Here is a 20,467-nt window from a genome sequence, read left to right as displayed (position 1 = left end):
CAGCCATGGATATTGAAAGAATCATTAGAGATTTAATTAGTAAAAGTATCATTCCCACTAGTGATGTTAAGTGTGAACCCTTGAAGGGCGGGACGGTTAGCCAACTGTACCTGCTTAGTAACAGTACTGGGGCAAGATTTGTGGTTAAAGGAAATGAGCCCCAAATTCTTCAAGCGGAGGCTAACTTTCTAGATTTCTATAAAGACGAGAACCTGTTGCCTAAGCTTTTGTATGTTGAAGATTCCTATCAATACATCGTCTATGAATTCATATCTGGTTTTACCAATTACAATGGAAATAATAAAAAGGAGCTACTTATATCACTCGTAAATCAACTATTGAATCATTATAAGCGGGTTCCTAATCCGATTGGGTGGGGATGGGCAGATGAACCAAACGAATCATGGCAGATGTTTCTTTTTCAGAGAGTAAAGGAAGCCACTAATATAGTAAATTCATATTTAGAAAAAGAGGATATAAATCTTGTAGTTAAATTAGTAAATAGTCCAAACAGAAAAAGTATCACAAGTTCTCCTTTCTTATTGCATGGAGATTTAGGTGTACATAATTTTGTGTGGAATGCGGAACAGCTGACGGGTGTTATTGACCCTGCTCCTGTGTATGGTGAGCCTCTCTATGATTTAATTTATGCCTTCTGTTCCTCACCGGAAGACCTAACTAAAGAGGTTATTGAATCAGCAGCGAGTCATTTAAATAATAATGGGAAGAGATCCACGCATATTTTATATGAAGAGGTTCTTATAGGTTTATATCTCAGAATAGCTTCATGTGTAAAACATCATCCACAAGATCTAGATGACTATTTACATGCGTGGGGCTATTGGAAAAAACTAATCACATAACGATTGCATCTGTATTCTATTAAATAAAAGATTCTCATATAAATGGATAAGATTAGCGTTAGTAGGAAGGGGATAAAAATGCAAACACTATTCCGATACAATTGGCAGGTCAGAGAAGAGTGGTTATCATGGTGTGAAGAGGTTCCGTTGGAGGAACTGCTTCGGGTCCGAACGGGAGGTGTAGGGGGAATATTACATACACTTTTCCACATTATCGATGTGGAGTGGAGCTGGATTCGTGTATTACAGGGCAAGCCAGATTTTCAGGAGAGCTTTGAGGAGTACCAAAGCCTAGCACAGGTACGTAAACTGGATGCATTATTTCGGGCGGAAGTAGAGAAATTTGTACTTGATTGGGACGAGAGTATGGAGGATCTGATTTTATATGATCCCCAACCGGATGGAAGTATTGCCACCGACACCTGGGGAGAGGTTATGCGTCATATTATAGCCCACGAAATCCACCATGTTGGACAATTATCCATTTGGGCGAGAGAAATTGGGAAAAAACCTGTTTCGGCAAATCTCATTGGAAGAGGATTTGGGGACAGTCCCCCGGCGCTTTAACGCAGCGGGGGACTGTCCCCAAGAAGTTTTTTTTTATTGATTTTGACTAAGCCCTCTTTTGAATGCAGCCAAATGATTTTGAGATGCGCTACCCAGTCGTTGTAACACTGCTTTGACATCTTGGGGAATACCCGCTGCTGATGCCAATTTATTATACATAGCGATATTATCTATTTCTCCATCTACCCCTGCCTGGAATGCTTCCTTCAAAGTGTTAGGGGTTTTTGTGTATTGTTTTGCATTATCTTCTGGAAGTTTAATATTGTACTTTTGAAATAAAGGAAGAAGGGCGGAAATATGCCGCTGCTCGGCTGCCTTAATTTGAGTAAAAGGTCGTATAGCTCCAAATTTAGCAATAATGGTATCATATCTTGCTTGTGCAAGATACTCATCTTGAATTGCATAAATGAGAGCTTCTTCTAAAGTAATTGAAGAATCCTGAAGTGCTCCTTTGGCCCCATAATTTTGTGGTGGTTGTAATTCTGCATTAGCATTTTGAATAGTGAAAAATACAAACAATAAACTTATAGTTATTAATCCATAAAGTTTTATTCTCATTTTTTATGCTCCTTTATCTTTATGACATGCGAGAATATTATTTACTAGATAGTCTTTTTTCATCCTCGAAATTTTCACTTCTCGTGGAAAATAGGAACTTAAAAAGGCTTAGGAAAAACTTATAAAAATGAAATTTATTTTAAAAGGGGAAGTTATGGGATTAATAAATCGAGTGAAGGAATTTATTGATAGTCAGTATAGCAAGCCTCGAGGGCTAATTGGATCCTATTTCGGTGAAAAAATGGTGCGGCAGCATAAACCTGAGACGCTATGGACACTTGAATTATTAAAAGTAGCCCAGAGGGAACGCGTATTAGAATTAGGCTGTGGTGCAGGTTTTGCAATGAAAATGATCCTCGAACAAACATTAGCAGATCAAGTAGTAGGCTTGGATCTTTCGCGTACGGTCATTCGGTCCGCGGCCCTTAGAAATAAAAAAGCCATAAATGAAGGAAGAGCTAAGTTGGTTCAAGCAAATGTAGAAAAGCTCCCGTTTCAAAATGAACACTTTGACAAGGTGTTTAGCATACATACCATTTACTTTTGGGACAACATAGCTGAGACGATATCAGAAATATACCGTGTATTAAAACCCGGAGGATTTTCTGTTCTAACCCTATGTGATGGCAAAGATGGTGAGGTATGGGATGGGGTAAAAAATATGATTGAAGATCAATTAATTCCTAGCGCCAACAAAAGTGGATTTCAAGAGGTAACTTTAGTGGAGGGGCCAAATTCTAGACAATTTCGTACAGTTGCAATTATAGGGCACAAAAAACCAAATAATAAACTTTCACAATAACTTCAAATTGTTACAATTTTTTCGTTGGGATTATATGGTAAAATAAACCGAAATAGGTTGTGCAAAGAGCCATGATGGAGATGAGACTTATGTATAAGAAATTATTAATTTCTATAGTATTTGTTTCTGTCCTGCTTATCGGCTGTTCGGGTGGATCTTATACGGTTCACATCGGTGAACTTTCGAGTTCTTCAAATTCTATTAGTGGGGAATATGATCGTTTTTCAGGTTATTATTTTAAAGAGGTGAAATTTGCGAAAGGTGATACAGTCCAGTTAACTTATTCCGTCTCGACTGAACAGGGTTCCCTTTCAGCAAGATTACTAAATTCTTCAGGAAAAGTAATAAAAGACATTACCAGTGATACTACCGTTCAAATAACTAAAAATGATACTTACAAAGTTCGTGTGGATGGTCAGAAGCATCAAGGGAATTTCAATATTTCTTGGAGCCGTGCTAAGAATGATTAATGATTGGATTTCCTATTACCAAATATTTTTTACAAGGAATGCACGAAGCTTGGTTTTAACCTCCCTACAATGGTAAATATGGTAGGGAGGTGATTTTTTATGAAATTCATATTAATTTTGGGGAGTATATTGGCACCCCTACTTTTGGTTATCTTGCAAAAAGTTCAGCCAAAACTACGTTTGTTATGTAATATAGTTGCAATCTTATCGGCACTTGTTTTTGGTAATATTTCATCCCTAGCTATTTACGAAATCATAAAGGATGATACGGTATTCATGACCAACATCCATAGCATATTTTTAAATCCACTATTCTTATTAACTGGGGCTTATTTGGGGATTTATTTTATTTACCGAATGGTGATTTGGACACTTGAGGAAATATAAATGAAGCCTTGTCTCGTTGAAGTGAGACGAGGCTTTTTATCCCTATCTGAAAAAAGAAGGCTATTTGTCTGTACCACCAAAGGCAAGACAGTAGTTATCAGGGTCAACGATGGCAAATTCTTTCCATGGTCCTGACTGAGGGTCAATCCAGGGCTCAATAATCACTTTAGCTCCTTTTGTTTTAAACTCTTCATAAAGTTCATCTAAGGCAGTCCAATTCTCTACATAACAATAAATATCGGCTACGGGTAGTTGGTATCCCTTTGCCGATCTGTTAGGCTGGACATCTTCAGGTGCATTTGCTTGAAGTAATTTTAGCCCTAATCCTGTAAAACCATCGCGAATGGCCCACCAATCTGTGACATCACATCCTAGTACATCTGCGTAAAATTTCTTGGATTTTTCCAAATCTGAAACGAGTAATACCTTTAATGAACTATGTATTTGTTTAATCATAGGTTCCCTTCTTTCATTGGTCTGTCTATTCTTCTATTATACATAAATGTTAAAATATACCTTGATATTGAGGTGCCATATTAGATAAATCTAATAACTTTTAGTTATGAACCTATTACTTTCATGTATTACCAATCCATCTCTTTCTCCAATATGCTTATGTAAAGTAAGTGTTGGGGGAGTGTTGAGTGAAGAATAATCTTTCTTTGTTTAAAAATAAATCCTTTCTTTTCTTTTTCTTTGCAGCGTTGTTTGGGGTGATGGGGGAAGGGATCTATGGATTAACCGCTATCGTTATGGTTCTTGAAAAGACGGAATCGATTGTTGAGATTGGAAAACTGCTTGTGTTGACTTTATTGCCATCTGTGGTCCTTGCTCCATTCCTAGGGGTGTTAATTGACCGTTTTAATAAAATTAAGCTGGCGTTTCTATGTAATCTTTTGCGTTTTCTTGCCATTGTTATTATCCCGGCTAGTGTCGCTTTTGGTTTTTATCATGTATCTATTTTCTATGTTTCCATTCTATTAAGTTATGTTATCTGGTTTGTTATAGAACCGCTTAAAGAAAGTATATTGAAGGAAATCCTGAGTCCAGAAGAATACAAGCAAGGAATTTCCCTTGTACAGGGGGCTTGGCAGTTGGGACTGTTGGCATCTGCCATCATTGCTGCAATGTTAATGGATAGACTAGGCACGACCGAAGCAATTTTTGCAGCTAGTTTAGTTTATATTTTGGCAGGACTTTTATTTGTTGGAATCAACATCAAGGTGAATAATGAGGCAAGGAAACATAAGGGGAGATCTACCCTCAAGCAATATAGAGGAGAACTGGTACAGGGCTGGATCTATATTTTTCAAAACAAAAAGGTACTTTATTTCGCCTTAGCGACCAGCATGGTGCTGCCATTCTTCTATTCTATTAATACACTGATTGCTCCTTTTAATTATCAAACGCTCAAAGGTGATGGAATTTCACTTGGAATCATTGATAGTGGAGCCGGAATTGGTAGTCTTATTTCCGCTATCCTATGCACTTTCTGGGTAAGAAATCATGCCATTTCACGGATGGTTCTAGTCACCATTTCCTTAACGGCTTTATCAACTGTTCTATTTAGCTTAACAACCAGTGTGCCCTTTGCCTTCATCATGTATCTAATAATGGGAATTTTCATTGGGATGGTAAAGGTACTCACTAGACTATTGCTATTTGAACAGGTGGAGGAGAAGTTAATCGGCAGGGTGATGACATCTGTTTCCTTAGTTAGTTTGACTGTATCGATTATAATGTCACTTTTGATTGCCTTTATTGGTGAGGTATACCTTACTTACGGATATTTTGCTATCAGTATGGGATTGATCATACCCTTTGTTCTTACTTGGAAAGGGTCTAAATCCAGGAGTTTAACAAACGTTTTTGTAAAAAAGGAGAAACGTTCTGACAAGGAGGATGGGGTTTATGATGCATACTAATCTCAATATACAGGATATCAAAGAGGCTCATGAGCGGATTCAACCCTACATTCGTCATACCCCATTGGAATACAATTGGGAATTAAGCAGTTTATTTGCTGCGAACATTTTTTTGAAGTTAGAAAATCTGCAGGTAACGGGAAGCTTTAAGGCACGAGGCTCTTTTAATAAGCTATTATCCTTGAACCAACAGCAACGTGAATGGGGAGTGATTGCTCCTTCTGCCGGTAATCATGGGATTGGTTTGGCCTATGCGGCTCATCAATTAAACATTCCCGCACTAGTGTATTTACCAAAGGACGCAGATTCTAGTAAAGTAAAGGAAGTGGAACAATTTGGTGCTTTAATTACTTTTTTTGATACGATTGAAGAGGCGAGACTGGCAGCATTAGAGGCTGCGGAGAACAAGGGCTATACCTTTCTTTCTGCTTATAATGATCCATCCATGATTGATGCAGGGGGGACAATTGGATTAGAACTTTTAGAAGACCTATCTGATGTAGATATCGTAATCAGTTGCTTAGGTGGCGGGGGACTAACAGCTGGTTTGTGTTTGGCACTAAAAGCAGTGAATCCGAGAATAGAGGTTTGGGGAGTCCAGACTGAAAATAGTCCGACATTTGCGGTTTGGTATGAAGCGGGCAAGGCTATTTCGGTAGATTTAGAGCCATCGATCGCAGAAGGGCTGAGTGGACCAATAGAGCCAGAGACAATTACGTTTCCGATTATTCATAGACATATTGATCGCATTCTAACGGTCTCCGAGAAAGAACTGATTACTGCCATGAAATTGATGCTCAACTCCCAGTACATGATTGAACCCTCTGGAGCAGCAGGAGTCGCATGTTTAAAACAAGTAGGAAGTGAATTGAAGGGCCGAAAGGTGGCAATCATCATCACCGGCCGGAATATATCTTGGTCGAGGTTTAGGTGGTTGGTAAGTGAGACGGATCCTGTTATTGATTTTTGATAAAAGGATACTTAAGTAGTTTAATAGCCATAAAATGTTATGGGACAGAGAAGAAGGTCGCGTAGAAGGAGTCTACGAACCCAAACTGGCTGAAAGAAAGAGAAGAAGGTCGCATAGAAGGAGTCTACGAGCCCAAACTGGCTGAAAGAAAGAGAAGAAGGTCGCGTAGAAGGAGTCTACGAGCTCAAACTGGCTGTGAGAAGGAAAAAACGGTCGTATAGAAGAAGGGTATTAGTATAAAAGGAGAACTGACGATGAAAATAAGCAAACATAATGCGGAGCATTACACATGGGGGAGTCAGTGTGATGGTTGGCATCTAGTCAATCAACAGGAACTTAGTGTTATCCATGAACGAATGCCAAGCCAAACTTCAGAAGTGCGACATTATCATCAGCAATCACGACAATTTTTCTTTGTTCTATCAGGAAATCCTACGTTAGAAGTGGATGGGGAACGATTCACCCTAACACCACAGGAGGGGATCGAAGTACCCCCACACATCCCGCACCAAATGTTTAATGAATCCAGAAACGACGTGGAATTCTTAGTCATATCCCAGCCAACTAGTAAAGGTGATCGAATTTTAGCCGAATGAGGTGCAAAATGTATATTCCTAAACATTTCAAAATAGACGATCTTGAAACTATCTATAAAATTATTGAAAAAAACAGCTTTGCCACGCTTTTTTCACAGCATAATGGCAGGCCGAATGCGACACATTTACCGTTATTTTTAGAAAAAGAAGAAGGAGTCTTATACGGGCATTTTGCTCGTCCGAATGAACAATGGAAGGACATCGAAAATCAGAACGTACTCGTTACGTTTCAGGGGCCACACGCATATATTTCGCCTAGTTGGTACGAATCCACCCAAGCCGTTCCTACGTGGAATTATGTAGCAGTTCATGTCTACGGACAAGTGGAGATTTTACACAATGAACAAGAAATCTATGATGCTCTTTTTAGCATGGTAGATAAGTACGAAAAGCCAGGCAGCTCTTATCGCTTCAAAGAGATTGATAGAAACTTTATTGATGGGATGAGTAAAGGGATTGTTGCTTTTAAAATCAGGATTACTGAAATAGAAGGAAAAGCAAAATTAAGTCAAAACCATTCGGTCGAACGACAGGATTTAGTGATTAAGCAGCTAGAGCTCTCTCAAGAATCCGACCAGCTCCAAATTGCAAAGTTGATGAAGAAAAACCATTAAAGGAGTGATAATGATGGCATTGGAAATGAGAAAAATATGTGAGAAATGTAATAACCCCCTACAAAATGTTGGGGAGGCCTATATTTGTGTTTATGAATGTACCTTTTGTCATGACTGTACGGAAGAAATGGACGCTGTTTGCCCTAATTGTGGGGGAGAACTCGTCAAAAGACCACGTCCACCGAAAAAGTGATATTTGAAGAGAAAGTGAATGAAATAAGAAGTTGAAGTTAAAATGAATGAGGGCATCCTAGCAAAGGATGCCTTCAGGTTTTATATACTTATTGCTTGGGAGTTTAACTCTGAAGCCGTGTTTACAATTTGTTCAAACGCTTTATTGAATGCTTCCATCTTTATTGCTTGTTCATGGGAATCTGAAGAAATTTGTTGAATGTTGGTGATGATTTTTTCTAGATTAGCTACCATCCCTTTTAATTGTGGCTCTACACCTTCAACGGTTTCTCTATTATTTTCAGCCATTTTCTCTATTTCTTTAGCTACCACAGCAAAGCCCTTTCCATGTTCCCCAGAACGGACAGCTTCTATAGATGCATTTAGACCCAAAATACGGGATCTAGCTGCTGTTTTCTTTAAAATACCCAAGATTTCCTCTATCTTTTTGATCTCATCTCTTAGAAAAGTAGTTTCTTCATCAAGTTCTTTTAGTTCAGTTGCGATCTGTTCAGTTACTTTAGTTACCTCTTCTGATGTTGTAGCCAATTCACCACTAACACCAGTTAGTTTTTGTGCTCCTTTTCGTAATACATCCACTTTATTGTTTGAAACAATAGTAGAAATAACGCCTATTATTTCACTATTTTCTATAATAGGGGTTGCTGTTGAAATATAGGCAACACCAAAAATTTCTGAGCCACGTTCTTCTTTTTGTGGTTCGCCTGTGATTAAAGCATTGTGAGTCACAGTCCCTTTAAAATTATCCGCAGAAGCGCCAATAGGGATCTTAAGATCAATCGTTTTGCCAGGTACGTAACCTATGACCTTTTCCGTGTCTGCTAAAACGATACACGCATCTTCCGCATGTGTGGATTGAATAATTTCCAAATTATTTAGCAATTGTTGTAACCGATCCAAAGTAATTCCTCCGTTAGAAAAAGTGGTATTAGTATAATAAATATAACATTTTTTACATAAGATAACAGACTAGTTAAAAAATATATTTTAATTAATAGACTAATATAAATGCATGATTATCGAGGCGATTCAAAAAATGATAAGCTATTTTTATTTTTAAATAAATTTCCATTTGTTATTGAAAATGGAAAAAAATGCTTTATAATAAAAATGACAATGATGTCAGTGTTATTTTAACCAAATGGAGGAATCTACCTTGTCACCTAAAATTTCTGACAGTGAAAAAGAAAAACGTAAAATGCATATTATCCAATCAGCTACGGAAGTGTTTAAACGCAAAGGATATGTAAACTCCACCATGCAGGACATCGTAGACGAAACAGAGATGAGCCGTGGCTGGGTGTACCTATATTTTTCAAACAAAGAAGACATCATGCTAGCGATCCTTGCAGAAAATGATCAACAAACAGAAGCACAAATCAATACCCTTTTAACGAGCGGACTTTCCGTCTGGCAAGGGCTGAGCGGATTAATGGACATGATGGACCAGCAATTAAACCATGCATCTGATGATCTGCCAATCGTGGTATATGAATATTTCATCAGCGGGTGGAAGCAGCCAGAACGGCGTGAATACCTGGAAGCTCACTATAAAAAGCAGCATGACTTTTTATTGCTTTACTTACAAAGGGGAGTAGCACAAGGAGAGTTTAAGCCAAGTGTTGACTTGGGAGTCATCATAAGAATGATTACCTCCTATTTTGAAGGACTTTTACTTCACTCAAAAGCAGCTGGAAGCAATAACGTACGAGTGAGTGAACAATTAAAACTCTTCAAGTCCATGTTAAAGTCAGTTTTACAAGTCGATGAAACGGAAGGTGGTTTGTAATGTCTATTTTTAAAAATAGGGTCTTCACCAAATTATTTTTAGCGGCCTTTGCATCACAGCTTGGAACTACAATTGGGAATGTTGCCTTTGCTTTCTACCTTTTAGATCACTTTGGCAAGCAGCCGTTTTATGCAACCATAGCGGAATTAATGTATTCTCTACCTATTTTGCTTGTTTTCTTCATGGTAGGAGTGGCTGCCGATAGGCTGGACCGGAAGAAAATCGCTGCTAACTCCGATTGGATTCGGGCCATTTTAACAGGCTTTTTACTAGTAGCAGTTTATTTCAATATCCTTTGGTTAGTTTTTGTGATCCTGTTTATACGGAGTGCTGTTTCAAAGTTTTTTGCACCAGCAGAAATGAGTATTTTACAGGGCGTGCTGAACAAAGAGCAGTATATGCAAGCCTCGGGGCTGAATCAAACAGTTCTCGGATTGTTTATGTTGTTTGGTATGGGGATGGGGGCCATCTCCTACCACTATATTGGGCTAATGGGGACGGTCATCATTGACGGGGTTAGCTTTATTGTATCTGGGCTCCTCATAAGCAGTTGTTCCATTCCATTAGAAGCACGGCTTCCTAATGGAAAGACACATATTAAAGATATTCATATTTCAACTGTACTGACTGATTTCAAAGAGGGATTAACATATATTTTAAATTTCAGACTGTTAAAATCCATCGTTTCTGGCTTTTTGGTATTTGGTCTCATTAACGGTGCCTTTGCCGTTCTACCGCTTTTTACAATGAAATATAAGCTTGCCCCAGAACATTTTACACAGTACGCCTCTTTATTTTCTATCTTTTTAGGGGTCGGATTTGTACTTGGTAGTGGAATTGGAAGCCCGCTGATTAAGGTACTAAAAGTTCATCGGGTTATTATTGGTGGCATTATCTTAAGTGGCATGTTCACTCTAATTATGGGAACTTTGGAGAATGTATGGCTCTATCTTTCCATCGTATTTATTATGGGTGTCCTTATTGCCCCAGTGAATGTAGCCCTATCAGGCTGGATGACTGAGCTCGTGGATCCTAAATTCATGGGGAGAGTCTCAGGTTGGGTTGACCCATTAATGATGCTCGCTCATTCCATATCATTGGGGATCATCGCGGTCATTTTCCCTGCATTCGTAAAAGTAGATACCATTTATTGGGCTGTTGGTATCCTATTAATGCTTGTAGGGACCTATTATCTATTTGTTTTACCAAAGCTGGTTACAAAAGAAGTGATAGTATCAGACCTCTCAACGCTACCTACCTCAGCGGAATAAACATGAAGTTTTTTTGGTGAAAAAACTGAAGGAAAGTGAAACTATTTTACATGGAGCCTCGACTAACTTAATAACCCCCCCTAGGGTTATGTGAATAGGGCCCGGCACGAATGCCGGGCTTAATTTATTTTATAGTAGTACTTTCTAGAACCTTGCTGTTTGTTTAGCAGGGTTCTTTTTATGTTTAAAAGGAAATTCTTTTCCTTTTTACTAATAAAAATCATGTTATTTAGTGAGGCGAAATGGGTATTACATTGAATAATTATAAAAACACTTAATATCTATAGAGAGAAAGCAGGTGCACGATTGGGAACTAGAAAAAAAGGGTTACTTATTGCTGGGTTTACAGGAATGTTTGTCATTGTCGTCCTCTTTTATTTTTTTCTAACCTCTGTAGGAGAAAAAGAGAAGGTAGATGGAAAGCATGCAGATAGCAAAAATCCGCCTGCTGCAAAAGTGGAAGTAAAGGACCCCGCTCCTCCAGCGTTTACAAGCAAGCAACTGACATCGTTGCCAAAGGACAACTGGATTACCAATGGAGGGAGTACATTTAATCAACGTTACTCTACCCTGGATAAAATAAATACATCCAACATTAAAAATTTAAAAGGGAAATGGGTTACGCATCTTGGGTCAGGAAAAGAGTTTAAATATTCTGGTGAGGCGTCTCCCGTCGTTTATAACGGTGTTATGTATATCATTACCGGTGCAGACCAAGTGTCGGCTATTGATGTGAAAAAAGGACAAACCTTATGGACTTATAAACCGAACATTAGCGAATTAACAACCGTTTGTTGTGGTTGGACAAGTCGTGGTGTCGCAATCGGCGATGGGCTAGTGTATGTTGGGCTGTTAGATGCCAGATTAGTTGCTCTCGATCAGAAAACGGGTAAAGAGGTATGGTCTACAACGGTCGATGACTGGAAAAAAGGTTATACGATTACAAGCGCACCACTTTACTATAATGGAAAAATCTATACGGGAATTTCTGGTGGTGAATATGGAATTCGAGGCAGGGTTACGGCCTTTGATGCAAAAAAAGGAAAGGAGCTTTGGCGCTTCTATACCATTCCAGGCCCTGGAGAAAGTGGTCATGAAACTTGGCCAAGTGACAATGATTCGTGGAAAAAAGGAGGCGCACCGGTTTGGCAAACGCCGGCGGTTGATCCAGAATTAGGGTTACTGTACTTTTCAACTGGTAATGCAGCTCCGGATTTAGACGGAAGTGTAAGAAAAGGAAATAACTTATTTTCTTCTTCCATAGTAGCAATTGATGCTGAAACAGGAAAATATAAGTGGCACTTTCAAGAAGTTCATCACGATATTTGGGATTTAGATGCACCGAATCCAGTTGTACTATTTGATGTTAAAAAGGATGGAAAGAAGCGAAAAGCACTTGCCCAGGCTGGTAAAACAGGATGGCTTTATATCCTAGACCGAACGAACGGGAAGCCGTTGGTAGGTATTGAAGAGCAGCCAGTGCCGCAGGACGATCGTCAAAAAACATCGCCTACCCAGCCGATTCCAAAGGGGGATGCTTTTGTCCCACAGGTTGTCACGGAAGAGGAATTCAAGAAAGATGTGAAAGGCTATAAAGGACATATAGGTAAGATTTTTGATCCATACTGGGAAGAACCCATGCTTGTGAAACCATCGACGTTCGGAGGAGCTAACTGGCCACCGTCAGCATATAACCCGGACACAGAATATTTTTATGTATTAGGAACGGATCAGTATTCTACTTTTACCAGAAGTGAAGAAGAGTATAAGGAAGGAAGTATCTATCTAGGGAGTATTATCCAACCAGTACAGGATGCGCCAGTAAGAGGAACCATCACGGCCATTGATGTAAAAACAAATAAAATTGCCTGGCAGAAAAAGTGGGATGCGAACGCCTATAGCGGTGTACTAACCACAAAGGGTGGACTTGTCTTTGTAGGACATAATGATGGAAGACTATTTGCTTTTGATGCAAAGACTGGTAAGCAAGTTTGGGAATTTAAGACAGATGCAGGTGTTAATGCGGCGCCTATTGCCTATGAAGTGGATGGAAAGGAATATATTTCTGTTTTAGCGGCAGGTAACGCATTAGCAGGTTCGAAGCACGGCGACTCTTTATGGACCTTCTCCTTAGATGGGACCATAGAATCAGGTACCGCTCCTGAAAGCACTAATAACCCCGAAGACAAGGAGAATGGAGATACTACGGCAAATGTGAACGATGGTCAAAAGGTTTTTGAAGGAAATTGCTTGGCCTGCCATGGAAGAGAAGGAACAGGTGGACATAATGGACCGGACTTGCAGCTTAGCCAGGTTGCAAAGGATTCAGAAAAGGTAATGGAAAGGGTAAAGAAAGGCGGGAATACCATGCCAGCCTTTGGTGAACTTTTAACTGAAAAACAAATAAAAGATGTAACAAAATATATTACTGAGATTGTGGCCAAAAAACGAGAATAAGGAAATAGAGGGCTGACCAGTGCGATTCTGGTTAGCCTTCTTTTATATATAAGAATGTAAAAATTTCGACTTCGAAAATGGTTCAGCTCCAGCGCCTAGCCCCCCGGGTCAAATAACCTTCGGCAATAAAAGTCAAAAGGCGGACTTTTCTTGCCGAAGAACATTTGCCTATCGGGGCTGATCAAGGCGCTTGCGCTTTTCTTAGCGGGAATAAATTCCTGGTCGAAAATTACTATTTATCTTTTTTAACGAACATGTTATGCTAAGAAAATGAATATACTAACAAAGAGTTTAATTAATCAGACAATATGTGTTGGTAATTAACGGTTACTTGGGCATGATTGTTGATAACTTTATTATATAAAGTTATTCTAGTAACAGTGGTTTTTAATTTGATAAAAAAGGGAATTAAAGTAGTTGATTATGGTAAGTAATCAACTTTTTATATATATAAAAGGGGAGATGAAGATGAAAAAGATTAGCTTAGCATGGCAAATCTTTATTGGACTAGCTTTAGGTATTATTTTAGGTGCTATTTTTTATGGTAACCCGCATGTGGAAACGTACTTACAGCCAATTGGTACTATATTTATTCGATTAATCAAAATGATTGTCGTTCCAATCGTTGTTGCTAGTCTTATTGTTGGTGTTGCAGGCGTTGGTGATATGAAGTCACTGGGTAAACTTGGTGGAAAAACCCTATTATATTTTGAAATCATTACAACTATTGCTATCTTTGTAGGACTACTTGCAGCAAACGTGTTTCAACCTGGAGCTGGTGTGGATCGAACACACTTAACGAAAACAGATATTAACTCCTATGTGGATACAGCTGCACAAACCGAATCACATTCTATGGCTGATACGTTTATTAATATCGTACCTACCAATATCATACAGTCATTAGCAAATGGCGATATGTTAGCAATTATCTTCTTTTCTGTCATGTTTGGACTTGGTGTAGCAGCGATTGGTGAAAAAGGTCAACCGATTATTAATTTCTTTAGAGGTACGGCGGATGCCATGTTCTATGTAACCAATCAAATCATGAAATTGGCCCCACTTGGGGTATTTGCTCTAATCGGTGTAACGGTATCAAAATTTGGAATTACGTCATTAATCCCATTAGGTAAATTAGTTTTAGTCGTTTACGGATCAATGATTTTCTTCATTTTAGTCGTTCTTGGATTAACTGCAAAGATTGCAGGGGTTAATATCTTTAATTTATTAAGATATTTGAAAGATGAATTAATTCTAGGTTATACAACGGCAAGTTCTGAAACGGTTCTTCCGAAGTTAATGGAAAAAATGGAGAAAATCGGTTGTCCGAAGGCTATTACTTCATTTGTTATACCAACAGGATATTCATTTAACCTTGATGGATCGACCTTGTATCAAGCGATTGCAGCGTTGTTCATCGCACAAATGTATGGAATCCATATGAGTATTACACATCAAATTACCTTAGTTCTTGTATTGATGCTGACTTCTAAAGGGATTGCTGGAGTTCCAGGCGTATCGTTTGTCGTGTTACTTGCGACTCTAGGAAGTGTAGGTATCCCAGTTGAAGGACTTGCATTTATCGCTGGTATTGACCGTATTCTAGATATGGCGCGTACATGTGTAAATATTGTTGGTAACTCTTTAGCTGCCATTGTCATTACTAAGTGGGAAGGCCACAAGCTTGATGAGGATGCAGTAGAAAAAGCAGCTTAAATTATCTGAATATAGATCAAAAAAGGCATCGACTAAGCTCGATGTCTTTTTTTAATAATTATTGGATATTACCAGGCCCGTCGCCGCCGCCAGTAATAAAAATATACTCGCTCATAGCTAAATTTGTGTCTGCACGATATTTTTCAATGTCTACTTTGGGGTCACTTGCCCCTTTTTTTGAGTCGAAATACATTGCTATGGGAGCTAGTATAATGATTGGAGACAGAATAAATAACCAAATCATATAAATACCCTCCTTTTAAGAAAATCTATATTTATTAAACTATGTTTAATGGGAGAGAAAGGTTCAAGAAATACATAAAAAGCCCCATCACACAATTTTAAGAAGGATGTTAAGTAAATTTGGCGAATTTATCTAGGATACTTTTATCAATGAGATTAGGAGGCTCGATGTATGTTTATTAGACTTGAAACAAATGATGAGTTACTGGGTGATGGAGGTTCTTTTCTCTCTGATGAAGTACAATATAACCTGATTCATCGAATCAGTGAGGTTAGTGATGCTTTAAGCATAAAGACGACAGATAATAGGATGGTCTTTGCACAAACGCAGGGACAAAAGGCATGGTTGTGGGTATCCAAGGAGACACCATTAGAGGAACAGAAGGAAATACTTCAAAATCTAGTAAGCTATTTAAACAGTAATCAGCTTCCTGGAGTATCAGGGGATCCGCAGACTGCAGAAATGTTTGCGGAGGTTTTTTCGAAAAAGAGGGGAATTGGCTATGAAACGGTAATGACCATGGAATCTTATCATTGTCCAAAGGTAATAAAGCCAGTAAATGTACCAGGGGAGATTCGAAAAGCCGCTTTAGAAGACATAGATACTGTGGCTGCGTATCTTGCAGGTTTTGTAGAGGATGCATTTGGTACATCAGTGGAAGCTAATACTCAACTTTCTAAAGCAAAAATGATGATTGAGGCTGGAAACTTGTACCTTTGGCTTGTGGATGAAAAACCGGTGTCCATGGCGAATATTTCACATCGTTCACCTAGACATGCCCGGATTAATGCGGTTTATACTCCTGTCATGCATCGGAAGAATGGCTATGCAAGTGCGCTAGTAGCGGAATTATGTGTAATTATTCATTCGGAGGGACTAGAACCAATGTTGTATGCGGATATCAGTAACCCCGATTCCAATAAGGTGTATCAGAATATCGGTTTTATCGAAAGTGGTAAAATAGCTGAAATCAAATTTGTAGGATAGATACTTAATCTTTTTACAATAGGAGGAAGTCCCTAAATGAATTCAGCAGAAAACAAAGCAAATTTCAGACAAATGCATTGGATTGGCCTGGACGATCCGTGCATCAACCAAATTAAATTAGATTCATTTCATCACATGGTCTTAGGGCGTTATGGTGGAAATCAACAAGCAGGAGCTAATAAAAATGAAGATGGGGCCCTGGTTATGGCGGGGCTGGACTGGGAATTTTCCATGGTATTGGATGGACACAACAGTGCAGAAAGTGTGGAATTAGTTATCGATACTATTTTACAAGAATCGGAAAAGCTAGGTTCCATTTTAGGAGAGTCTTTGGAAACGGTCTTCGTATCTTTGGAAAAGCATATTCTAACCATTTTCCAATCCGAGCATTTTCTAGAAGCTTGTAAACAAGTCCAGGGTGAAACCGCATGCCTGTTGTGTGTAAGAAAAGATAAATATATATGGTGGTTTTCTGTCGGAGATTGTGTCCTCTATCTCCTGCATGAGGACTTCCATAGGTTAGGGCAATATGCACTTAATCAACGACAATTTTATGAATGGATAGGCCAAGTAAATACCTTTGCCCAACCTATTCCGTGCTATTCTTCCGGGGTCAGGGAACTCAGAACAGGCTATAATCGAATGCTCTTGGTGACAGATGGAGTGTTAGAATGTGGTAATCGATACTATGAAACTTCTAAGTATCTTTACCAAGATTTCTATGGACAGCCCTCTCCTCCTAATATAGAGAACAGTGTAAAACATGTTTTAGAACTTGTTAATGAAAGTCATGGACGGGATAGTGCGACCATTATTTGCTGGGATTACCATCATGTTCTTCCCACCACCTATCCTAGTAATCAACCAAAGAGGTGAATGAAATGTACCAATTTTTCGAAGATGAAGTAGTTAGAAATGAATATTCTACGGTACCGTATACATGGATACGTAGTGAAAAGCGAAATAAAAGTATTTGTATTATGTTCCCAGGACTTGGTTATACCACTCAGCGGCCGTTGTTTCATTATGCGACGGGCGTGTGTTTGAATAACAACATTGATGTTCTTCATATCAATTATAACTTTGTGAAAAATGAACAGTTTAGAAAGCTTACTAAGGCGGAACAAGAACAGTGGATGTATGAAGATGTAAAAGCGGTGGTGGAGGCAGTTCTTAAAGATACATATTATGAACAATGCATTTTATTAAGTAAGTCCATTGGGACCATTCCGATGGCAATGGAATGGACTGGGGGAACCTTCCTTCTAAATTCAGTAGGAATCTGGTTAACCCCACTTCTAAAAGAAGATAGGGTGTACCAAGCCCTATTGGAAACTGAATTGCCTTCTCTTTGCGTCATTGGAGATGAAGACCATCATTTCATTGAAGAACGATTAGCATCCTTCGAGAACAATCCGCTTGTTAGTACAGTTGTTATACAAAAAGCGGACCATGGTTTAGAAATTCAAGGAAATACATTAGTATCCATTGAGGCGATGAAAGAAATAATGGAACAGGTTGAAGTGTTTATTAAGAAGAATAAAGTAGAATAGGGCTGCTATTGCTGGCAGTCTTTTTTAACAGTGTTTATATTGGTAATAGGAATAGAAAATACTATTGCTTAAAAGTTTACTCGGTGCATCGATTATCCTTTGGGCTCCACGACATTAAATAGGGATTATATCATTATTAGGGAGAGGGATTTCTATGGTTGTTAGAGAAGTAGAAGAATCCGATGCAGAAAATTTGGTTGCGCTTATAAAGCAGGTTGAAAAAGAATCTGAATTTATGCTGATGGAACCGGGTGAACGACAAATTACACCTGCACAACAACAGCAGAGAATCCACTCGATCCAAAAAAGCGAGAACTCCACCATTTTTGTAGCCGAAAACGAAGAACAATTAGTTGGGTACATATTTGCAATGGGCGGTACGGCAAAAAGAAATCAGCACTCTGTATATGTAGTTATTGGTATTTTAAAAGATTATAGAGGGCAGGGCATTGGAACCACGCTATTTGAGAAATTGGAAGAATGGGCAGTTGAGAGGAAGATCCGCCGCCTCGAACTAACGACCGTCACGCAAAATGTAGCAGGTGTCGCTTTGTATAAAAAAATGGGATTTGAAGTGGAAGGAACCAAAAAGAATTCCCTACTAATAGACGGTGAGTTTGTGGATGAATACTATATGGCGAAGCTTGTATGAAGGGAGATCTAGTATGAACATTAGACTATTAACTCCTGCTGATGCAGAAAAGTATTGGGAATTGAGACTAGAAGCATTAAAGGAAAATCCAGAAGCTTTTTTAACGAGTTATGAAGAGGCCGTCAAAAGGGAGAATCCCGTTGAACAGGTAGCTCGTAATTTCACCGCAGAAGGAAACTATACCTTTGGAGCGTTCGATGGGGAAGAACTTATTGGCGTTGTCACGTTACTTTTGGAAAAAGCAGAAAAGATTCAGCACAGGGCAAATATCTTCGCGATGTATGTCACGCCAAGAAAACAAGGTTCTGGAATCGGGGAGGCCTTGCTTACAGCGGCAGTTAAAAAAGCGAAAACAATCGATGTTATTGAAAAAATAAACTTATCTGTCATTGCGAGTAATGAAAAAGCGAAAAAACTCTATTCCAAATTAGGGTTTCAGACGTTTGGACTAGAGGAGAAAGCTTTGAAAATAAATGGTGTATATTATAACGATGAACATATGGTGCTGCATTTTGATAAGTAGTGAAAGGAGTGAGTAAAACCATGATGAAAAGTGAATCAATTTATATAAGACCGTTTCTTCCAAGTGATGCTGCCGCATTGCTCGAGTTACAGTTTGCTAATCGTGATTTTTTTCAACGATTTTCTATGGAGCGAAGTGAAGACTTCTATACATTAGAAACACAATTTAATAGAATACAGTTCTATCAAGAGGATAGTCAAAACGATCAGTCCTATAATTTTGGCATTTTTACATATGATGATAATTTAATTGGAACAATTAATCTATTCCATGTCATGAGGGGCTCGCTCCAAAGTGCATTTATTGGATATTTTTTAGATAAAAAGCATAATGGCAAAGGGTATACAACTGAAGCGGCTAAGCTAATGGCTGAATATGCTTTCAATGAATTGAATTTACATAGGATTGAAGCAGGCGTTATGCCACACAATATCGGATCCATTCGCGTATTAGAGAAGGCTGGCTTTCATAAGGAAGGTATTGCTGTGAAAAATGTAAGGATCAATGGTAAGTGGGAAGATCATCAGGTGTTGGCAATAATCAACCCGCGTGATTAACATACTTTTCTACACAATTGTTTCATCTCCAATGATTTAGGGTAAACAGAGATTAGTCGACAATTAGGTCGATTAAAAAGGAATCAGGGAGAGGAGCAGAAGGATGAAGGCTAAAGCACTTGTTTCTAAGAATATGCCGTTTACTGACATACATTCAATCATGACAGAGCAAGGTTTTTCAATGATGGGTATAGGTGAATCGGTAAAATATAGAGTAGCATTGCGGGATTCTTCTACTGAATCCATCTATTGGTTAGAGATTCCGGTTGAACGAAATTTAGAAGATCCTGATCAGGCGAAGCTAGGAAAGCCATTCTTGTATGGGGAAGAAAGGATTCCTATTCCAGTTAGAGAGGCCGCAGATAGTAAATTAAATGAGATGGCCGATTACTTAAAAGACAATATAATAAATATAGATGATTACCGCTCTAACCAGCCTCAGCCAAATGGTTCAATGGCAGCTGATGAGGCTGAGGTGAAACAACTTGGGAAGGAAATGGAATCATTAAAAACCAATAAGGAATTATCGGAGGAAGGCGAGGTTCCAGACCCCGTACAATTTGAGTCGGAACAAAATAATCGCTAACCACCACATGCAAACTGAATAGACTCCAAACCGGCAAGCCTATTATGGGCTTGCCGGTTTTTCGCATGTGTGAAGTAACCCCTGGATTTTAATCATTGACCACTTCAAAATGTGATAAATCAATGACAACTCCTGGTAAAAACTATGTCAAATCGTAAGATATCAGATTGAAGAAGAGTAGTTTATGG

At 38.7% G+C, this 20,467-nt stretch carries 25 protein-coding genes; 21 read left to right on the top strand and 4 right to left on the bottom strand.

The annotated features are described in order from the left end of the window. Window positions 1-5 precede the first annotated feature (5 nt). Window positions 6-863, top strand: a complete 858-nt coding sequence (locus QFZ87_RS23850; RefSeq protein ID WP_309867131.1) for a phosphotransferase — start codon at window positions 6-8, stop codon at window positions 861-863. A gap of 78 nt (window positions 864-941) precedes the next feature. Next, entirely contained in the window at window positions 942-1,430 is a 489-nt protein-coding gene (locus tag QFZ87_RS23845) for a DinB family protein (protein ID WP_309867129.1), read from the top strand. 33 nt (window positions 1,431-1,463) lie between these two features. On the opposite strand, the gene QFZ87_RS23840 is transcribed toward QFZ87_RS23845, so the two are convergent. After that, window positions 1,464-1,988 (bottom strand): DUF2202 domain-containing protein, encoded by a 525-nt coding sequence (locus tag QFZ87_RS23840; RefSeq protein WP_309867126.1) that lies wholly within the window; start codon window positions 1,986-1,988, stop codon window positions 1,464-1,466. A gap of 154 nt (window positions 1,989-2,142) precedes the next feature. Here QFZ87_RS23840 and QFZ87_RS23835 point away from each other — a divergent pair, with 154 nt between their 5' ends. From QFZ87_RS23835 to QFZ87_RS23825, 3 genes are all read left to right on the top strand, one after another. Beyond that, window positions 2,143-2,790: a class I SAM-dependent methyltransferase gene (locus tag QFZ87_RS23835; RefSeq protein WP_309867124.1), complete on the top strand. Its 648-nt coding sequence runs from the start codon at window positions 2,143-2,145 to the stop codon at window positions 2,788-2,790. A gap of 80 nt (window positions 2,791-2,870) precedes the next feature. Beyond that, a complete protein-coding gene (locus QFZ87_RS23830; protein ID WP_309867122.1) occupies window positions 2,871-3,260 on the top strand; it encodes a hypothetical protein in 390 nt (129 codons plus the stop codon). Window positions 3,261-3,359: 99 nt separating this feature from the next. Next, on the top strand, window positions 3,360-3,647 hold the full coding sequence (locus tag QFZ87_RS23825) for a transposase (RefSeq protein ID WP_309867118.1): 288 nt from the start codon (window positions 3,360-3,362) through the stop codon (window positions 3,645-3,647). 60 nt (window positions 3,648-3,707) lie between these two features. On the opposite strand, the gene QFZ87_RS23820 is transcribed toward QFZ87_RS23825, so the two are convergent. After that, complete coding sequence (locus QFZ87_RS23820; protein ID WP_309867116.1) at window positions 3,708-4,103, bottom strand: VOC family protein; 396 nt, start codon at window positions 4,101-4,103, stop codon at window positions 3,708-3,710. 188 nt (window positions 4,104-4,291) lie between these two features. Between QFZ87_RS23820 and QFZ87_RS23815 the strand changes: the two genes are divergently transcribed. The 5 genes from QFZ87_RS23815 to QFZ87_RS23795 all read left to right on the top strand — a co-directional run bounded on the left by QFZ87_RS23815 (window position 4,292) and on the right by QFZ87_RS23795 (window position 7,945). After that, window positions 4,292-5,572: an MFS transporter gene (locus QFZ87_RS23815; protein ID WP_309867114.1), complete on the top strand. Its 1,281-nt coding sequence runs from the start codon at window positions 4,292-4,294 to the stop codon at window positions 5,570-5,572. After that, the gene (locus QFZ87_RS23810) at window positions 5,559-6,542 is read left to right on the top strand and encodes a threonine ammonia-lyase (RefSeq protein WP_309867112.1); all 984 of its coding nucleotides are present in this window, start codon (window positions 5,559-5,561) and stop codon (window positions 6,540-6,542) included. Before QFZ87_RS23815 ends, QFZ87_RS23810 begins: the two co-directional genes overlap by 14 nt. Before the next feature lie 254 nt (window positions 6,543-6,796). Next, on the top strand, window positions 6,797-7,138 hold the full coding sequence (locus QFZ87_RS23805) for a cupin domain-containing protein (RefSeq protein WP_309867109.1): 342 nt from the start codon (window positions 6,797-6,799) through the stop codon (window positions 7,136-7,138). A gap of 8 nt (window positions 7,139-7,146) precedes the next feature. After that, window positions 7,147-7,752 carry an FMN-binding negative transcriptional regulator gene (locus tag QFZ87_RS23800; RefSeq protein ID WP_309867108.1) on the top strand — a complete coding sequence of 202 codons (606 nt, stop codon included), beginning with the start codon at window positions 7,147-7,149 and terminating at the stop codon, window positions 7,750-7,752. Between the two features lie 13 nt (window positions 7,753-7,765). Further along, a complete protein-coding gene (locus QFZ87_RS23795) occupies window positions 7,766-7,945 on the top strand; it encodes a DUF1272 domain-containing protein (protein WP_309868084.1) in 180 nt (59 codons plus the stop codon). An 80-nt stretch (window positions 7,946-8,025) separates the two neighbouring features. Here QFZ87_RS23795 and QFZ87_RS23790 read toward each other — a convergent pair whose 3' ends face one another. Beyond that, the gene (locus QFZ87_RS23790; protein ID WP_309867105.1) at window positions 8,026-8,844 is read right to left on the bottom strand and encodes a methyl-accepting chemotaxis protein; all 819 of its coding nucleotides are present in this window, start codon (window positions 8,842-8,844) and stop codon (window positions 8,026-8,028) included. Window positions 8,845-9,100: 256 nt separating this feature from the next. Between QFZ87_RS23790 and QFZ87_RS23785 the strand changes: the two genes are divergently transcribed. The 4 genes from QFZ87_RS23785 to QFZ87_RS23770 all read left to right on the top strand — a co-directional run bounded on the left by QFZ87_RS23785 (window position 9,101) and on the right by QFZ87_RS23770 (window position 15,177). Next, window positions 9,101-9,733 carry a TetR/AcrR family transcriptional regulator gene (locus tag QFZ87_RS23785; RefSeq protein ID WP_309867103.1) on the top strand — a complete coding sequence of 211 codons (633 nt, stop codon included), beginning with the start codon at window positions 9,101-9,103 and terminating at the stop codon, window positions 9,731-9,733. Continuing rightward, window positions 9,733-11,004 (top strand): MFS transporter, encoded by a 1,272-nt coding sequence (locus QFZ87_RS23780; RefSeq protein ID WP_309867100.1) that lies wholly within the window; start codon window positions 9,733-9,735, stop codon window positions 11,002-11,004. Before QFZ87_RS23785 ends, QFZ87_RS23780 begins: the two co-directional genes overlap by 1 nt. A gap of 306 nt (window positions 11,005-11,310) precedes the next feature. Further along, window positions 11,311-13,461, top strand: a complete 2,151-nt coding sequence (locus QFZ87_RS23775) for a PQQ-dependent dehydrogenase, methanol/ethanol family (protein WP_309867097.1) — start codon at window positions 11,311-11,313, stop codon at window positions 13,459-13,461. A 468-nt stretch (window positions 13,462-13,929) separates the two neighbouring features. Next, window positions 13,930-15,177, top strand: a complete 1,248-nt coding sequence (locus QFZ87_RS23770) for a cation:dicarboxylate symporter family transporter (RefSeq protein ID WP_308081078.1) — start codon at window positions 13,930-13,932, stop codon at window positions 15,175-15,177. A 58-nt stretch (window positions 15,178-15,235) separates the two neighbouring features. Here QFZ87_RS23770 and QFZ87_RS23765 read toward each other — a convergent pair whose 3' ends face one another. Further along, a complete protein-coding gene (locus QFZ87_RS23765) occupies window positions 15,236-15,421 on the bottom strand; it encodes a hypothetical protein (protein ID WP_308081077.1) in 186 nt (61 codons plus the stop codon). Window positions 15,422-15,592: 171 nt separating this feature from the next. On the opposite strand from QFZ87_RS23765, the gene QFZ87_RS23760 reads away from it, so the two are divergent. The 7 genes from QFZ87_RS23760 to QFZ87_RS23730 all read left to right on the top strand — a co-directional run bounded on the left by QFZ87_RS23760 (window position 15,593) and on the right by QFZ87_RS23730 (window position 20,279). Further along, complete coding sequence (locus QFZ87_RS23760; RefSeq protein ID WP_309867093.1) at window positions 15,593-16,408, top strand: GNAT family N-acetyltransferase; 816 nt, start codon at window positions 15,593-15,595, stop codon at window positions 16,406-16,408. 36 nt (window positions 16,409-16,444) lie between these two features. Beyond that, entirely contained in the window at window positions 16,445-17,284 is an 840-nt protein-coding gene (locus QFZ87_RS23755) for a PP2C family serine/threonine-protein phosphatase (RefSeq protein ID WP_309867091.1), read from the top strand. A gap of 5 nt (window positions 17,285-17,289) precedes the next feature. Further along, complete coding sequence (locus QFZ87_RS23750) at window positions 17,290-17,961, top strand: alpha/beta family hydrolase (protein WP_309867089.1); 672 nt, start codon at window positions 17,290-17,292, stop codon at window positions 17,959-17,961. Window positions 17,962-18,115: 154 nt separating this feature from the next. Beyond that, window positions 18,116-18,613 (top strand): GNAT family N-acetyltransferase, encoded by a 498-nt coding sequence (locus QFZ87_RS23745; protein ID WP_309867087.1) that lies wholly within the window; start codon window positions 18,116-18,118, stop codon window positions 18,611-18,613. Window positions 18,614-18,626: 13 nt separating this feature from the next. Then, window positions 18,627-19,136: a GNAT family N-acetyltransferase gene (locus QFZ87_RS23740; protein ID WP_309867084.1), complete on the top strand. Its 510-nt coding sequence runs from the start codon at window positions 18,627-18,629 to the stop codon at window positions 19,134-19,136. Between the two features lie 20 nt (window positions 19,137-19,156). Further along, window positions 19,157-19,693 carry a GNAT family N-acetyltransferase gene (locus tag QFZ87_RS23735; RefSeq protein ID WP_309867081.1) on the top strand — a complete coding sequence of 179 codons (537 nt, stop codon included), beginning with the start codon at window positions 19,157-19,159 and terminating at the stop codon, window positions 19,691-19,693. A gap of 103 nt (window positions 19,694-19,796) precedes the next feature. Then, window positions 19,797-20,279 carry an FtsZ/tubulin family protein gene (locus QFZ87_RS23730; RefSeq protein ID WP_309867078.1) on the top strand — a complete coding sequence of 161 codons (483 nt, stop codon included), beginning with the start codon at window positions 19,797-19,799 and terminating at the stop codon, window positions 20,277-20,279. Window positions 20,280-20,467: the final 188 nt, after the last annotated feature.

Origin of the sequence: Bacillus sp. SLBN-46 (genome assembly GCF_031453555.1) — a bacterium.
Taxonomy (GTDB): domain Bacteria; phylum Bacillota; class Bacilli; order Bacillales; family Cytobacillaceae; genus Neobacillus.
Note: the sequence above shows the minus strand (reverse complement) of the source record. Positions and strands in the feature narration are given on the sequence as shown.

Bases quoted from the DNA above. Each gene is read 5' to 3' on its own strand.
- QFZ87_RS23750 (WP_309867089.1), top strand. From the start codon at position 17,290: ATGTACCAATTTTTCGAAGATGAAGTAGTTAGAAATGAATATTCTACG.
- QFZ87_RS23835 (WP_309867124.1), top strand. From the start codon at position 2,143: ATGGGATTAATAAATCGAGTGAAGGAATTTATTGATAGTCAGTATAGC.
- QFZ87_RS23770 (WP_308081078.1), top strand. From the start codon at position 13,930: ATGAAAAAGATTAGCTTAGCATGGCAAATCTTTATTGGACTAGCTTTA.
- QFZ87_RS23760 (WP_309867093.1), top strand. From the start codon at position 15,593: ATGTTTATTAGACTTGAAACAAATGATGAGTTACTGGGTGATGGAGGT.
- QFZ87_RS23780 (WP_309867100.1), top strand. From the start codon at position 9,733: ATGTCTATTTTTAAAAATAGGGTCTTCACCAAATTATTTTTAGCGGCC.
- QFZ87_RS23840 (WP_309867126.1), bottom strand. From the start codon at position 1,988: ATGAGAATAAAACTTTATGGATTAATAACTATAAGTTTATTGTTTGTA.
- QFZ87_RS23795 (WP_309868084.1), top strand. From the start codon at position 7,766: ATGGCATTGGAAATGAGAAAAATATGTGAGAAATGTAATAACCCCCTA.
- QFZ87_RS23845 (WP_309867129.1), top strand. From the start codon at position 942: ATGCAAACACTATTCCGATACAATTGGCAGGTCAGAGAAGAGTGGTTA.
- QFZ87_RS23735 (WP_309867081.1), top strand. From the start codon at position 19,157: ATGATGAAAAGTGAATCAATTTATATAAGACCGTTTCTTCCAAGTGAT.
- QFZ87_RS23765 (WP_308081077.1), bottom strand. From the start codon at position 15,421: ATGATTTGGTTATTTATTCTGTCTCCAATCATTATACTAGCTCCCATA.
- QFZ87_RS23740 (WP_309867084.1), top strand. From the start codon at position 18,627: ATGAACATTAGACTATTAACTCCTGCTGATGCAGAAAAGTATTGGGAA.
- QFZ87_RS23805 (WP_309867109.1), top strand. From the start codon at position 6,797: ATGAAAATAAGCAAACATAATGCGGAGCATTACACATGGGGGAGTCAG.
- QFZ87_RS23830 (WP_309867122.1), top strand. From the start codon at position 2,871: ATGAGACTTATGTATAAGAAATTATTAATTTCTATAGTATTTGTTTCT.
- QFZ87_RS23820 (WP_309867116.1), bottom strand. From the start codon at position 4,103: ATGATTAAACAAATACATAGTTCATTAAAGGTATTACTCGTTTCAGAT.
- QFZ87_RS23810 (WP_309867112.1), top strand. From the start codon at position 5,559: ATGATGCATACTAATCTCAATATACAGGATATCAAAGAGGCTCATGAG.
- QFZ87_RS23755 (WP_309867091.1), top strand. From the start codon at position 16,445: ATGAATTCAGCAGAAAACAAAGCAAATTTCAGACAAATGCATTGGATT.
- QFZ87_RS23850 (WP_309867131.1), top strand. From the start codon at position 6: ATGGATATTGAAAGAATCATTAGAGATTTAATTAGTAAAAGTATCATT.
- QFZ87_RS23800 (WP_309867108.1), top strand. From the start codon at position 7,147: ATGTATATTCCTAAACATTTCAAAATAGACGATCTTGAAACTATCTAT.
- QFZ87_RS23745 (WP_309867087.1), top strand. From the start codon at position 18,116: ATGGTTGTTAGAGAAGTAGAAGAATCCGATGCAGAAAATTTGGTTGCG.
- QFZ87_RS23825 (WP_309867118.1), top strand. From the start codon at position 3,360: ATGAAATTCATATTAATTTTGGGGAGTATATTGGCACCCCTACTTTTG.
- QFZ87_RS23730 (WP_309867078.1), top strand. From the start codon at position 19,797: ATGAAGGCTAAAGCACTTGTTTCTAAGAATATGCCGTTTACTGACATA.